The organism is Streptomyces sp. NBC_01723 (assembly GCF_036246005.1).
Lineage (GTDB): Bacteria > Actinomycetota > Actinomycetes > Streptomycetales > Streptomycetaceae > Streptomyces.
Genome location: NZ_CP109171.1, coordinates 1,485,957 through 1,499,124 on the forward strand (window position 1 = coordinate 1,485,957; position 13,168 = coordinate 1,499,124).

At 72.6% G+C, this 13,168-nt stretch carries 14 protein-coding genes; 6 read left to right on the plus strand and 8 right to left on the minus strand.

Annotated features, from left to right (window positions below; genetic code table 11):
* Positions 1–20: 20 nt before the first annotated feature.
* Positions 21–671 (minus strand): HAD family hydrolase, encoded by a 651-nt coding sequence (locus OIE75_RS07070; protein ID WP_307010620.1) that lies wholly within the window; start codon positions 669–671, stop codon positions 21–23.
* A 94-nt stretch (positions 672–765) separates the two neighbouring features.
* Here OIE75_RS07070 and OIE75_RS07075 point away from each other — a divergent pair, with 94 nt between their 5' ends.
* Together OIE75_RS07075 and OIE75_RS07080 are read left to right on the plus strand one after the other, a co-directional pair.
* A complete protein-coding gene (locus OIE75_RS07075) occupies positions 766–1,125 on the plus strand; it encodes a hypothetical protein (RefSeq protein ID WP_122617245.1) in 360 nt (119 codons plus the stop codon).
* Position 1,126: 1 nt separating this feature from the next.
* Positions 1,127–1,543, plus strand: coding sequence for a hypothetical protein (locus OIE75_RS07080; protein WP_122617246.1), 417 nt, complete (start codon positions 1,127–1,129; stop codon positions 1,541–1,543).
* Positions 1,544–1,569: 26 nt separating this feature from the next.
* On the opposite strand, the gene OIE75_RS07085 is transcribed toward OIE75_RS07080, so the two are convergent.
* The 3 genes from OIE75_RS07085 to OIE75_RS07095 form a co-directional block, all read right to left on the minus strand.
* Positions 1,570–2,067, minus strand: a complete 498-nt coding sequence (locus OIE75_RS07085) for a GNAT family N-acetyltransferase (RefSeq protein WP_307010621.1) — start codon at positions 2,065–2,067, stop codon at positions 1,570–1,572.
* Positions 2,068–2,124: 57 nt separating this feature from the next.
* Entirely contained in the window at positions 2,125–2,619 is a 495-nt protein-coding gene (locus OIE75_RS07090; protein WP_307010622.1) for an RNA polymerase sigma factor, read from the minus strand.
* Between the two features lie 74 nt (positions 2,620–2,693).
* Entirely contained in the window at positions 2,694–3,869 is a 1,176-nt protein-coding gene (locus OIE75_RS07095; protein ID WP_329470008.1) for a glycerophosphodiester phosphodiesterase, read from the minus strand.
* A 493-nt stretch (positions 3,870–4,362) separates the two neighbouring features.
* Here OIE75_RS07095 and OIE75_RS07100 point away from each other — a divergent pair, with 493 nt between their 5' ends.
* Complete coding sequence (locus OIE75_RS07100) at positions 4,363–5,034, plus strand: lysophospholipid acyltransferase family protein (RefSeq protein WP_122617250.1); 672 nt, start codon at positions 4,363–4,365, stop codon at positions 5,032–5,034.
* Between the two features lie 506 nt (positions 5,035–5,540).
* Here the strand turns inward: OIE75_RS07100 and OIE75_RS07105 are convergent.
* From OIE75_RS07105 to argH, 4 genes are all read right to left on the minus strand, one after another.
* Positions 5,541–7,073 (minus strand): MFS transporter, encoded by a 1,533-nt coding sequence (locus OIE75_RS07105; protein ID WP_329470009.1) that lies wholly within the window; start codon positions 7,071–7,073, stop codon positions 5,541–5,543.
* Positions 7,070–7,621 (minus strand): TetR/AcrR family transcriptional regulator, encoded by a 552-nt coding sequence (locus OIE75_RS07110; protein ID WP_307010629.1) that lies wholly within the window; start codon positions 7,619–7,621, stop codon positions 7,070–7,072. The genes OIE75_RS07105 and OIE75_RS07110 overlap by 4 nt, the downstream gene beginning before the upstream one ends.
* A gap of 91 nt (positions 7,622–7,712) precedes the next feature.
* Positions 7,713–8,684, minus strand: coding sequence for an aldo/keto reductase (locus tag OIE75_RS07115; protein WP_307010630.1), 972 nt, complete (start codon positions 8,682–8,684; stop codon positions 7,713–7,715).
* Positions 8,685–8,793: 109 nt separating this feature from the next.
* On the minus strand, positions 8,794–10,254 hold the full coding sequence (gene argH / locus OIE75_RS07120) for an argininosuccinate lyase (protein ID WP_307010631.1): 1,461 nt from the start codon (positions 10,252–10,254) through the stop codon (positions 8,794–8,796).
* 118 nt (positions 10,255–10,372) lie between these two features.
* Between argH and OIE75_RS07125 the strand changes: the two genes are divergently transcribed.
* The 3 genes from OIE75_RS07125 (at position 10,373) to OIE75_RS07135 (ending at position 13,150) form a co-directional block, all read left to right on the plus strand.
* On the plus strand, positions 10,373–10,960 hold the full coding sequence (locus OIE75_RS07125) for a pyridoxamine 5'-phosphate oxidase family protein (RefSeq protein ID WP_122617254.1): 588 nt from the start codon (positions 10,373–10,375) through the stop codon (positions 10,958–10,960).
* A gap of 3 nt (positions 10,961–10,963) precedes the next feature.
* Positions 10,964–11,680: a L,D-transpeptidase family protein gene (locus tag OIE75_RS07130; protein ID WP_307010634.1), complete on the plus strand. Its 717-nt coding sequence runs from the start codon at positions 10,964–10,966 to the stop codon at positions 11,678–11,680.
* Between the two features lie 87 nt (positions 11,681–11,767).
* The gene (locus OIE75_RS07135) at positions 11,768–13,150 is read left to right on the plus strand and encodes a ferredoxin reductase family protein (RefSeq protein ID WP_329470012.1); all 1,383 of its coding nucleotides are present in this window, start codon (positions 11,768–11,770) and stop codon (positions 13,148–13,150) included.
* Positions 13,151–13,168 lie beyond the last annotated feature (18 nt).

The window sequence follows — 13,168 nt, forward strand, 5'->3', positions numbered from 1 at the left end:
TGTGGTCGCGGGCCGGTGGATCAGCCCCGGACGACGATCTCGATGCCCGCGTCGGTGACCAGTGGGGACAAGGCCGACAGGTCGGTGACCACCAGGTCGGCCTCGAGTTCGCCGGGCCGGTGGGTTGTGGCCAACGCCACGGTCCGCATCCCGGCGGCGCGGCCGGCCCGCAGACCGGCGGGGGCGTCCTCGAAGACGACGCAGTCGGCCGGGTCGACGCCCAGGACGCGGGCGCCCAGCAGGTAGGGCTCGGGGTCGGGCTTGCCGCGTGTGACGTCGTCGGCGGCGACGAGGTTCTTGGGGAGGACGTCGACGGCCCCGAGCCGGGCCTCGGCGAGCCGCCGGGTCGCGGAGGTGACCACGGCCCAGCGGTCGGCGGGCAGCGCGTCGAGGAAGTCCCGGGTGCCGGGCAGCAGTCGTACTCCGCCGTTCGGCACGTCCTCGACCTCCAGCTGCTCGATCCGCGCGACGGCCCGCGGCACCGCGTGGGCGGGGAGCAGGTCGGCGGCTATCTCGGCGGCGGTCCGGCCGTGCAGTTCGACCCGTGAGAACTCCTCCGCGGTGATCCCGTACTCGCCGGCCCACCGCGTCCAGCAGCGGCCCACGGACTCGAGGGAGGAGACGAGGGTTCCGTCGTTGTCGAACAGCAGGGCCTGCGCGTGGAGCTTCATGCCCCCGACCCTACGGGTCCGCCGCGGGTCGGTGCCGGGTGCGGGGGCGGGGCCGGGGACGGCGGGCCTTTTGGGCCGTAATAGGCTCGCTGCCATGCTTGACGCCCTGACGCTGGTGACCGGTGTCGCCGCGCTGCTGCTCGCCGCCTGGTGCGGCTGGGCGGCCTACCGTGACCAGCCGACCAAGGACTGGCACTTCATCGGCATGGCCGTGGTCTCGCTGCTGGCGCTGGTCCAGCTCGTGGTCGGGATCGTGCAGCTGGCGCGGGGCGAGGAGCCGGACCAGGGCACGACGATCTTCGTGGCGTATCTGCTGGGCGCCTTCGCCTGTGTTCCTGCGGCGGGGTTCATGTCGCTGGCCGAGCGCACCCGCTGGGGCTCGGTGACGGTGGCCGCGGGCGGCGTCGTCCTCGCCGTCCTGGAGGTGCGGCTGTATGACATCTGGGGAGGCTGACGTGGTGGCCACGGAGGAGAAGCCGGCCGGTGCGCGGCTGATCAGCGGGCCCGGGATCCTGCTGGTGTGGCTGTACGGGGTGATGGTGGTCGGCGCCGTGTCCCGCTCCGCGTACCAGATCGCGACCGAGTTCGACCGGGCGCCGCTGCCCTACACGCTGTCCGCCCTGGCGGGTCTCGTGTACGGGTTCATCACGTACACGCTGGTGCGCGGCGGTGAGACGGCCCGCAGAGCGGCGGTGGTGTGCTGCGCCGCAGAGCTGGTGGGCGTGCTGACGGTCGGCACCTGGACGATGGTGGAGCCGTCCGCCTTCCACGACGCGACCGTGTGGTCCGACTACGGGATGGGCTACCTCTTCATTCCCGTACTGCTGCCGCTGTCCGCGCTCTACTGGCTGCGCCGGGCCCGCACCGCTTGACGCCGCCGTACGGTCCCGGCGGTGGGTCAGGCGGTCGTCGCGTACGCCTTGGCGGGCTTCTCCAGGACGATCATGGGAACGCCGTCGTCACCCTGGGCGGTGCCCACCGTCTCGTAGCCGACCCGCCGGTACAGCCGCAGGCCGCTCTCGCTGCGGTGTCCGGTGTGCAGGCGGAAGCGCTTGGCGCCCCGCTCGTCGGCGAGGGCGGCCTCGGCGGCCCGCAGCAGGCGGGCTCCGATGCCGTGTCCCTGGAGCCGGGGATGGACGCACAGCTTGCCGATGGCGGCGGCGCCGTCCTCGCTCACCCGGCCGCGCACCGAGCCGACGACCTCCTCGCCGAGCCGCGCCACGTAGACGCAGTCGGCGGCGACCTCGCCGCGCACGGAGTCCAGGGTCTGGACGAGCGGGTCGATGCGGTAGTTGCCGTACAGCGCCGCCTCGCTCTGGAAGCAGAGGTACTGCAACCGGAAGATCTGCTCGGCGTCCTTTTCGGTCGCCGCCGAGATGGTCACGCTCATGCCCATGTGCGCATGCCTCCCGCTCACCTGATCACCAGTGGTCCCCCACTCCTATCCCCGTCCTCAGCGGGCCGCAACCTCCGGCGTCAACAATCGGCGCAGACATCCCAGACATCGGGAACGTTCCGGTCCAAGGCTGCCCTGTGAGATACCCAACTCCCCCGCGATCTCCCGGTATGTGAGGTCTCTCTGCGACAACAGCGCCTCCATCAGCCGGGGGCAGCGGCCGGGCAGCCTGCGCACCGCGTCGCGCAGGGCGCGGTGCCGGGCGGCGGCGAGGGCGAGTTGCTCGGGATCGTGCTCGGCGGCACCGGCGGGCTCGGTCTCGTACGGCCGCTCGCGCCGGGTCGTCCGGCGGGTGCGGCGGGCCTCGGTGCGGACGGCGCGGCGCAGCCAGCGGTGCGGGTCGGAGGGCGGGCCGTCGGCCTCCAGGCGTTCCAGCAGGCGCAGCCAGACCGCCTGTTCGAGGTCGCCGGGCTCGGCCCCGGACGCATGTGCCTCGGCCGCGGCCTCGGCGGTGAGCAGGGGACTCAGGGAGGTGACCAGGTCGTGCGTCATACGCACGTCGACGCGGCCGCCCGGGCGGCGGGTTGCCCGGGCGGCCGAAGCTCACCCCAACCGGGGGCGGACGCTCAGCCGTTGACGAAGTCCTCGCGGGCCAGCACGCCGGTGTCCGGGTTGTCGGTGAAGATGCCGTCGATGCCGGTGGCGAAGTAGGTGCGGAACGCCCCGAAGACGTCACCGTAGGCGTCGGGGTCGCCGCCCTTGCGGAACTCGGCGGGCAGGAAGGGGTTCTCGTTGCGCATGGTGTAGGGGTGCAGGATCAGGCCCGCGCGGTGCGCGTCGCGGACCAGGGTCGTCGGTTCGGTGAGCCGGCCCGCGGAGTCCTTCGGGATGATCAGGTCGAGCGTGGGACCGATGCCCTGCGCGTAGGAGGCGATCTCCTTGAGGCCCTTCGGCGTGATCAGGTCGGCCGTGGTGCGCGGGTCGCCGGTCTCGACGAAGTCCCAGGGGCGGCTGTTCGCGCCGGACAGCAGGACGGCGAGGGGGTTGCCGACGAGCCTGTTCATCCGCTGGATGCTGGTGGGTTCGAAGGACTGGATGACGACGGGCGAGTTCTTGCGGTCCTTGCCGTACTTGCGCAGCAGCCGCGCGAGGCGCTCCTCCGTGCCCAGGCCCAGCTTGCGGAAGTAGGTGGGGTGCTTGAGTTCGGGGTAGATCCAGACCTGCCTGCCCCGCCTGCGGGTCTGCTCGTTCTGCCAGCGGAGCACCTCTTCGAAGGTGGGGATCTCCCAGCGGCCGTCGTAGAGGGTGTTGTGCGGGCGGTTGGCCGGGATGCGCTCGGTCGCGCGGAGCGTCTTCAGCTCGGCGAGGGTGAAGTCCTCGGTGAACCAGCCGGTGGTGGAGACGCCGTCGAGCAGCTTGGTGCGCTCGCGGTCGGCGAACTCGGGGTGGTCGGCGACGTCGGTGGTGCCGCCGATCTCGGGCTCGTGGCGGCAGACGAGGTGGCCGTCCCTGGTCGGTACCAGGTCGCCGGCCTCGACGATGTCGGCGCCCATGTCGAGGGCCAGTTCGTAGGAGCCGAAGGTGTGCTCGGGGCGGTAGCCGCTGGCGCCGCGGTGGCCGATGACGGTCGGTACGGGCAGGCCTCCCAGGCCGCCGCCGTGCCCCCCGCCGTGCCCGGTGCCGGCGGCTCTCGCCGTGCCGGACAGGCCGAACACGGCTCCGCCCGCGCCGAGCACCGCCGCTCCGAGCAGCGCGCGCCGTCCCGTGCCGCCCGCCTGCTCGTCCGACTCCTGCGTTCCCATGAGGGCCTCCTGCCGTCGACGTCGGTGCGGGCCGATCGTAGGGGCGCGTACATGACGAGTGGGAGACCGTGGCCGGAACACGCGGGTGCGAGGTGATGTCGTACGCGGTACGAGCGTGGCGCCGGAGGCCCCTGAGAGTGGTGGGTGCGGATGGCTGACGGGCCGTCGGCTTGAGGGCGGTCTGCGGGGGTACCCGATGTCACACGGGTCGGTGGCGCGGCTCCGGCGGCGCGCCTCGTACGGTGCGGGCGGCGCCCGTGCTTCGATCCGGGCCGGGTCGGCACACCCGGACCGGCGACACACCGGTCTCCGGGCGCGACCTGCCTCACACCGGCGTGGGGACGTTACCGCCGCGCAACACGACGGCACCGCAGGTGAACACGCGTCAACACCGCGTAAGACCCGGGTGACCCGAGGTGCGTGACCCCCTGGGCCGCGAGTAATGTCCTCACCTGCACAGACTCATACCGCATCCCCGACACCGGAGGACCCGTTGTCCCGCTTCGCGCTCATCAAGGCAGTGCTCGGCCCGATCATGCGCCTGATGTTCCGCCCACGGGTGGAGGGCGTGGAGAACATCCCGGGCGACGGTCCGGTGATCCTGGCCGGCAACCACCTCACCTTCATCGACTCGATGATCCTGCCGCTGGTCTGCGACCGGCAGGTCTTCTTCATCGGCAAGGACGAGTACGTCACGGGCAAGGGCTTCAAGGGCCGCCTGATGGCCTGGTTCTTCACCGGCGTCGGCATGATCCCGGTCGACCGCGACGGCGGCCGGGGCGGTGTCGCGGCGCTGATGACCGGGCGCCGGGTGCTGGACGAGGGCCGGGTCTTCGGCATCTACCCGGAGGGCACCCGCTCCCCCGACGGCCGCCTCTACCGCGGCCGCACCGGCATCGCCCGGCTGACCCTGATGACCGGCGCCCCCGTCGTCCCGTTCGCCATGATCGGCACCGACAAGCTCCAGCCGGGCGGCGCGGGGCTGCCCCGGCCGGGCAAGGTCACGGTCCGCTTCGGCGAGGCGATGGAGTTCTCCCGCTACGAGGGCATGGACCGCGACCGCTACGTCCTGCGCGCCGTGACCGACTCCGTGATGACCGAGGTCATGCGGCTGTCGGGCCAGGAGTACGTGGACATGTACGCGAGCAAGGCGAAGGCGGCGTAAGCCTCCGGCGGACCCGCGGGATTGACCTCACGCCCCTCGCCCACGTGCGCCGGGTGGGCCGACCGCCCTCGTCGGCGCCGTACTCCCCCGTGCGGGGCCACGCGGGTCGGTCGGGCATCACCGCCGGGCCGGGACGTGATCCACCAAGCACGGCTGGAGCCTCGCACCTCGCGGAGGCCGGGCCGCTCGGCCATGGATGAGGCAGGCCGTCCACGACGCGCACGGCTGACCGCGCGATCGGCGGAGAGAACCGCGACCGCGGACAGCGCGCCGCGCCACCGCACGCACCGGACCCGCCCAAGCCACGGCGGCGGGTGCCGCAGGACGCGGACGGCAGACGCCCACACCACGGCGGCGGGTCCTCGAATCGCGGACGGCAGACGCCGGTGCGGCACTCCCCGAGTACCACGGGCGGCAACCGTGCCACGGACGGCAGGCCCCGCAGACCACGAACGGCGAGCCGCACCCCAGGGTGTGGCTCGCCGTTCGTGTGTCCGCGCCGGGGGCTACGGGTGTTCCACCCCGTCCTCCAGGCGCTGGCCCCGGAGCAGGAACCAGGAGGCCACCGCGGCGGCCAGGAGGACCGCGGCGCCGACACCGGCCGCGAGGGTCAGGCCGTCGACGAAGGCCTGGCGGGCGGAGTCCAGGAGCGCCCCGGCCGTGTCGGCGGGGAGACCCGCGGCGGCCTCCACCGCGCCCCCCAGTGACTCGTGTGCCGCCGCCGGAGTGCCCGCCGGACCGGTGAAGTCGCGGTAGATGCCGGTCACGATGGAGCCGAGCACCGCGATGCCGAGCGCGGCGCCGAGTTCGTACGCCGTCTCGGAGACCGCCGAGGCGGCGCCCGCCTGTTCCTTGGGCACGCTGGAGAGGATCACGTCGGCGGTCACGGTGAAGGAGAACCCGGCGCCGACGCCGACGACCAGCAGGGCCGCGCCGAGCAGCGGGTAGCCGGTGTTCTGCCCGACGACGGTCAGGGCGGCGAGCGCGAGGCCGACGGCGGCGAGCCCGCCCGCGACCACGGCACGGACCGAGAAGCGCCGGGCCGCGCGGCCCGCGATCAGACCCGCCACCACCGCGCCGACGGCGGCCGGCAGCTCGGCCAGTCCCGCCTCGAAGGGCCGCCTGCCCTGGACGAGTTGCAGGTACTGGGAGAGGAAGAACACCAGCCCCGACAGGCCCAGGATGGTCAGCAGGTCGGCCAGGACCGCCCCGCTGAAGCCCCGGCTGCGGAACAGCCGCATGTCGAGCAGCGGCTTCGGCATCGTCAGCTGACGGCGCACGAACCCGTGGAGCGCGGCGGCGCCCAGCAGGCCCGCGGCGAGCGTGGCCCACGCGAAGCCGTGCGCGGCGGCCTCCTTGACGGCGTACACGACACCGACCATGCCGACCAGGGAGAGGGTGACGCTCAGCAGGTCCCACGGGCCGGGGTTGGGGTTGCGGGACTCGGGCAGCAGCTTGGCGCCGACGACGACCAGGACGGCCATCACGGGCAGGTTGATCAGGAAGACCGAGCCCCACCAGAAGTGCTCCAGCAGGAACCCGCCGACGATCGGGCCGACCGCCGTACCGGCGGAGGCGGTGGCGCCCCAGATGCCGACGGCGAGGCTGCGTTCGCGCGGGTCGTGGAAGAGGTTCCGGATCAGGGCGAGGGTGGCGGGCATCAGGGTGGCGCCCGCGACGCCGAGCAGCGCCCGGGCGAGGATCATCAGCTCGGGCGTGTGCGCGTAGGCGTTGAGCACGGATATCGCGCCGAACGCCGTGGCGCCCACGAGCAGGATCCGCTTGCGGCCGATGCGGTCGCCGAGGCTGCCCATGGAGACGAGCAGACCGGCGATGACGAAGGAGTAGACGTCGCCGATCCAGAGCAGCTGGGTGCCGGACGGGGCGAGGTCCTCACTGATGTAGGGGGTCGCGAGACCGAGCACGGTCGCGTCGACGGCCACCAGCAGCACGGCCAGCACGAGGACGGACAGCGCCAGCCAGCGGCCGGGGCGCTTCACCGCCTCGGTCGTGTGTGCCGACTGCAGGGTGCGGGTCATGATCCCTCTCTCCGGAGTGCGCCGCCGAGCAGCAGCTCGACGATCATGTGGGTGAAGTCGTTGCGGGCCACGCGGCCCTCGGTCACGGCCCAGGCGCCGGCGCCGATCAGGCCGTAGAGCGCCTCGGTGAGCCAGGCCGGGGTGAGGTCGATGCGGAACTCGCCGCTCTCCTGACCCCGGCGGAACAGCGCGGCCAGTCGGGCGTCGACGCGTGCCCAGCCCTCGTTCTGCTCCTCGCCCTCGAACAGCTGGTTCTCGGTGTAGAGGAAGGCGATCAGACCGGCGGCGGGCTCCATCTCGCCGACGAGCCGGCGGACCGCGTCGGCCGCCGCTCCCTCGTCGAGGCGGGCCGCCGCCAGGGCGGCCTCGCACTCGGCGATGCCGAGCGCCTCCAGCGCCCGGACCAGCGCGTCGCGCCCGGCGAAGTGCCGGTGCAGCGTGGCCCGGCTGATCCCGGCCGCCCGTGCCACCTCGTCCATCGTCGCGGTGGCTTTGCGGGTCAGCAGGGACGCGGCGTCGCGCAGTACCTGGTCTCGATCAACGGCCATGAGACAACGATAACCCACATGAGACAATCTTGTCTCACACTGGGCATGCGTGACTCACCTCTCAGAGATGAGTCACGGACTTGCGAAGGGCTCAGTGCCAGGGCAGCTGCCCGCGCCGCTCCCAGTAGGCGCCCGGTTCCTCGACGAGCGCGCCGAGGCGTGCCACTTGGTCCTCGTCGAAGTCGACGACGGCGGCGTGCAGGTTCGAACCGAGCTGGTTCACGGTGGCGGCCCCGGAGAGGACCACGCCCGCCCACGGCTGACGCAGGATCAGCGCGAGGGCGACCGCGTCGCAGCCCAGGGCCGTCTCCTCCGCGACGGCCCGCAGGGCGCCGGGCGCGTGGGGCTCGGCGAGGCGGCCGTTGGCCATGCCCTCCTTGACGATCACGGTGAGCCCGGCCTGGTGCGCCTCGGCCAGCGCGGGCCCGGCGGAGGTCTCCAGCGCGTTGTACGTCGACTGGACGGTACGGAAGAGGGGTTCGCCGTCCACGGTCACCGCGAGCGCGGCGCGGATCGCCTCGGCCTGGGCGGGGCCGCTGGTGGAGAAGCCGACGGTGACCCCGCCCGCGGCGGCCTCGGCCAGCTTCGCGTGCAGTTCCTTGTCCGTGAGGGCCGGACTGTCGGGGGTCAGCGAGTGGATCTGGTAGAGGTCGAGCCGGTCGCCGAGCAGGGCGTCGGTCTCGCCGCGCTGACGTTCGTAGGTCGCCGCGCCGTGGTCCTTGACCTCGTGCCGCTCGGCCGCGGTGGACCAGTCGGCGGTGTAGGTGTAACCCCACTTGCTGCCGACGATCACGTCGTCGGCCTCCGGGCGCTCCCGGAGCCAGTCCGCCAGGAACTCCTCCGAGCGCCCGTAGGAGCGGGCCGCGTCGAAGTAGCGCACGCCCTGGGCGTAGGCGGCGTCGAGGAGGTCGTGGGTCCGCTCGCGCATCGCCTGTACCGTGCGGTTCTCTCCGAGGTCACGGTCGCGGCCGAGGTTGATGTAGCCGGGGCGCCCGACGGCGGCGAGACCGAGGCCGATGTGGCAGGTCGGGGTCGTTGCTGTGGCCAGGCGGGCGAAGGGCATCGCGGGCTCCGTTCGGTCGGCTCCGGTGAGGCTTGCGACCAACGTAACCCGCGACCCTCCGCTTCTGAGCACGGTCCGGACGGTGGTTCCGGGTGCGAGTGCGTCGTGGCTAGGCGCGCAGTTCCCCGCGCCCCTGCGGGGCGCTCGTTTTGGCGTTCGCCCACATGTGCTGGGCCGCCACGTCCGCCTTCACCTCGGCGAGCTGGACGGCGACCGCCTCGGGCGCCGTGCCGCCGCGGCCGTTGCGGGAGGCCAGGGCGCCGGGGACGTCGAGCACGGAGCGGACCTCGGGGGTGAGGTGGGCGGAGATCTTCGCGAACTGCTCGTCGGTCAGCTCGTCCAGTTCCTTGCCCTCGGCCTCGGCGGCCTTCACGCACTCGCCGGCCACCTCGTGCGCCACGCGGAACGGGACGCCCTGCCGGACCAGCCACTCGGCGATGTCGGTGGCCAGCGAGAAGCCGGCCGGGGCCAGCTCCTCCATGCGCTCGCGGTGCACGGTGAGGGTGGCCATCATGCCGGTGAAGGCGGGGAGCAGGATCTCCAGCTGGTCGATGGAGTCGAAGACCGGCTCCTTGTCCTCCTGGAGGTCGCGGTTGTACGCGAGCGGGAGGGCCTTGAGGGTCGCCATCAGGCCGGTCAGGTTGCCGATCAGGCGGCCGGACTTGCCGCGGGCCAGCTCGGCGATGTCCGGGTTCTTCTTCTGCGGCATGATCGACGAGCCGGTGGAGAAGGCGTCGTGCAGGGTCACGAAGGAGAACTCCTTCGTGTTCCAGATGATGATCTCCTCGGCGATCCGCGAGACGTTCACGCCGATCATCGCGGTGACGAAGGCGAACTCGGCGACGAAGTCGCGGGAGGCGGTGCCGTCGATGGAGTTGCCGGCGCTGCCGTGCTCGAAGCCGAGGTCGCGGGCGACCGCCTCCGGGTCCAGGCCGAGGCTGCTGCCGGCGAGCGCGCCGGAGCCGTACGGGGACACGGCGGTGCGCTCGTCCCACTGGCGCAGCCGCTCCGCGTCCCGGCCGAGCGCCTGGACGTGGGCGAGGACGTGGTGCGCGAAGAGCACGGGCTGGGCGTGCTGGAGGTGGGTGCGGCCGGGCATGGCCACGTCCGGGTGGGCCTCGGCGAGGCCGATCAGCGCGTCCTGGAGGTCGGCGATCAGGCCGCCGACGGTCCGGGCGTGGTCGCGCAGGTACATCCGGAAGAGGGTGGCCACCTGGTCGTTGCGGGACCGGCCGGCGCGCAGCTTGCCGCCGAGGTCGGCGCCGAGGCGCTCCAGCAGGCCGCGCTCCAGGGCGGTGTGCACGTCCTCGTCGGCGATGGTGCCGGTGAAGGAGCCGTCGGCGACGTCGGCCTCGAGCCGGTCGAGGCCGTCGGTCATCCGGGTCAGCTCGTCCTCGGTGAGCAGGCCCGCCTTGTGCAGCACGCGCGCGTGGGCACGCGAACCGGCGATGTCGTAGGGCGCGAGCCGCCAGTCGAAGTGCACGGACGCGGACAGCTTCGCCAGGGCCTCGGCGGGACCGTCGGCGAAACGGCCGCCCCAGAGCCGGACGTCACCGCTGTTGCTGCTCACTTGGGTCGCTCCTCACCGTACGATCACTGTCATGCATGAGTATGCAGAACTCTGCATGTTTCGTCAATCTCGCAGGCAGGCGGGACGCCTCGCGTCCACTCCCGCATAATCATTAGGCATGGGAAAGACTTATGAGCGCATAGACGGCAGACTCCGCGCCTTCATCGAGGCGCAGCCCCTCTTCTTCACCGCCACCGCACCCCTGGCCGGCGACGGCACGGTGAACCTGTCCCCCAAGGGCCTCACGGGCAGCTTCGCGGTGCTGGACGAACTCACCGTCGCCTATCTCGACTTCGCAGGCTCCAACGCCGAGACCATCGCCCACCTGCGGGAGAACGGGCGGATCACCCTGATGTGGTGCGCGTTCCAGGGCCCGCCGAACATCGTCCGGGTGCACGGCCGCGGGGAGCCCGTCTTCCGCGACGACCCACGCTTCCCCGGCCTCCTCGGCCACTTCCCCGACATCGACAGCACCGCGCACGGACTGCGCGCGATCATCGTCGTGACCGCCGAACTCGTCCGCGACACCTGCGGCTACGCCGTCCCCTTCATGGCGTACGAGGAGGACCGGGATCTGCACGGCAAGCGGTTCGCCCGGGAGGACGACGCCTCGCTCAGTGCCTATTTCACCAAGAAGGACCACGTCGCGACGAGCCTGGACGGCCTTCCCGGGCTGCCGTTGCCGCTGCCCCCCTCTACCGTCTGACCCATGCGCCCCGGTGTCGTAGCCGTCCTCGTCTCCGCGTCCCTCCTCACGCTCGGTTCCGCGCCGCCCGGCGGGCCCGCCGCCCAGCCGCTTCCGGCCCGGATGGCGGACACCGGCGGCGGCACCCAGCTGATCACCGCCGTCGCGCCGGGCACCGGCTCGACGACGGGCACGGTCACCTGGTGGGACCGCAGGGGCGCGGGGGACGGCCGGTGGGTGCGGGCCGGTTCCGCGCCCGCCCGTTTCGGGGCCGGGGGGCTGACCGACGGGGCGACGCGCGTGCAGGGCACGAACACCACCCCGACCGGGCTGTACGACCTGCCGTACGCCTTCGGCATCCGGCCCGCCCCGCGCGGCACGGCGTACCGGTACCGGCCGGTCCGCCAGGACTCCTGGTGGTGCCAGGACAACGCCTCGCGCGCCTACAACCGCTGGACCGAGCCGCGCCCCGCCGACTGCCGCGCCGCCGAGGCCGAACACCTGGTCACCTACACGGCGCAGTACGCCCACGCCCTGGTCGTGGGCTTCAACTACCACCGCCCCGTGCGCGGGCGCGGCGCCGGCATCTTCCTGCACGTCGACGGGCGCGGGGCCACCGCCGGCTGCGTGTCGGTGCCGGCCGAGGCGATGCGGCGCATCCTGCGGTGGGCCGAGCCCGACGAGCGCCCGCACCTCGCGATCGGCACCACCGGCGGCGCGACGGCGATCACGCGCTACTGACCGGCGACAGGAGTCCGGACCGGGCTGAACGCTCGGGCGGCGCGGCGCGTATCTGTGGGCCAAGGGTCAAGTCCCCACGGAGGAACCGTGACCACCACGCTCGCCGGCGGCCGTGCCGCCCGCCGTCAGACGATGCGGCGCATCCGTCCGCGCCGCTCCCCCGCCGTCCCCCTGCTGCTCGCCGTGTGGGCGGGCGCGGCGGGCGTGTTGTGGCTGTGGTGGCGCAACACGCCCGCCATTTCCGACCAGACCGGCATGATCCTCAACGCGGGCCGGATCACCGGCCTGCTCGCCGGGTACCTCATGGCGCTGGTGGTGCTCCAGATGGCGCGGGTGCCGGCGCTGGAGCGACGGGTGGGCTCAGACCGGGTCGCCCGCTGGCACGCCATGACCGGCCGCTACACGCTCTGCCTGGTCCTCGCCCACGTCTTCCTGATCATGTGGGGCTACGCCGCGCAGGCCGGCAAGGGCCTCGGTGACATCGTCGCCCAGACGGTCGACTCCGTGAACCAGCTGCCCGACATGGGCAAGGCCGCCATCGGCACCGGACTGCTGGTCGTCATCGGGCTGATCTCGATCGGCCCGGTCCGCCGGCGCATCCCGTACGACCTCTGGTACCACGTGCACCTGCTGACGTACGCGGCCGTGTTCCTGACCTTCTGGCACCAGTTGAGCACCGGCAACGACTTCGCGGTCGAGCCGGTCGCCAAGACCGTCTGGTACGTGCTGTACGGGTCGGTGACGGCGCTCGTCCTCTGGTACCGCGTGCTGACGCCACTGCGCCTCAACCTGCGGCACCGGATGCGGGTGGAGGCGGTGATCGAGGAGACGCCCGGCATCGTGTCGGTGCTGATCGGCGGTCGCCGGCTGCACCGGATGGGCGCGGAGGCCGGCCAGTTCTTCCGCTGGCGGTTCCTGGCGCCGGGGATGCGGTTCAGCTCCCACCCGTACTCTCTGTCGGCGGCGCCGCGCCCGGACATGCTGCGGATCACCGTGAAGGCGATCGGCGACCACAGCGCCCGGCTGCGCGAGCTGGAGCCCGGCACCCGGGTGTGGGCCGAGGGTCCGTACGGCGCCCTGACCGCCCAGCGCCGCAGCCGCGGCAAGGTGCTGCTGGTGGCGGGCGGGGTCGGGATCACGCCGATGCGGGCGCTGTTCGAGACGCTGCCCGGCGCGTCCGGCGACATCACGCTGCTCTACCGGGCCAACAGCACGCAGGAGCTGGCGCTGTGGGACGAGCTGGCCGGGATCGCCGAGGAGCGCGGCGCCCGGCTGATGTACGCGGTCAACAGCCCGGACGGGGAGCGCCCGGACATCTCCGCGGAGACCCTGAGCCGCAAGATCCCGGACGTCGAACGCCACGACGTCTTCCTGTGCGGGCCGCCCGGTTTCGCCCAGTCGGTGTACGAGGCACTGCGCGGCGCGGGAGTTCCCGCCCGCCGTATCCACCACGAGTCGTTCGAGATGTGAGCGACGGACATCAGGAGT

Coding starts and splice junctions, on each gene's coding strand:
- OIE75_RS07075 (WP_122617245.1), top strand. CDS start 766: ATGCTTGACGCCCTGACGCTGGTGACCGGTGTCGCCGCGCTGCTGCTC.
- OIE75_RS07115 (WP_307010630.1), bottom strand. CDS start 8,684: ATGCCCTTCGCCCGCCTGGCCACAGCAACGACCCCGACCTGCCACATC.
- OIE75_RS07125 (WP_122617254.1), top strand. CDS start 10,373: ATGGGAAAGACTTATGAGCGCATAGACGGCAGACTCCGCGCCTTCATC.
- OIE75_RS07090 (WP_307010622.1), bottom strand. CDS start 2,619: ATGACGCACGACCTGGTCACCTCCCTGAGTCCCCTGCTCACCGCCGAG.
- OIE75_RS07110 (WP_307010629.1), bottom strand. CDS start 7,621: ATGGCCGTTGATCGAGACCAGGTACTGCGCGACGCCGCGTCCCTGCTG.
- OIE75_RS07070 (WP_307010620.1), bottom strand. CDS start 671: ATGAAGCTCCACGCGCAGGCCCTGCTGTTCGACAACGACGGAACCCTC.
- OIE75_RS07095 (WP_329470008.1), bottom strand. CDS start 3,869: ATGGGAACGCAGGAGTCGGACGAGCAGGCGGGCGGCACGGGACGGCGC.
- OIE75_RS07130 (WP_307010634.1), top strand. CDS start 10,964: ATGCGCCCCGGTGTCGTAGCCGTCCTCGTCTCCGCGTCCCTCCTCACG.
- OIE75_RS07105 (WP_329470009.1), bottom strand. CDS start 7,073: ATGACCCGCACCCTGCAGTCGGCACACACGACCGAGGCGGTGAAGCGC.
- OIE75_RS07085 (WP_307010621.1), bottom strand. CDS start 2,067: ATGGGCATGAGCGTGACCATCTCGGCGGCGACCGAAAAGGACGCCGAG.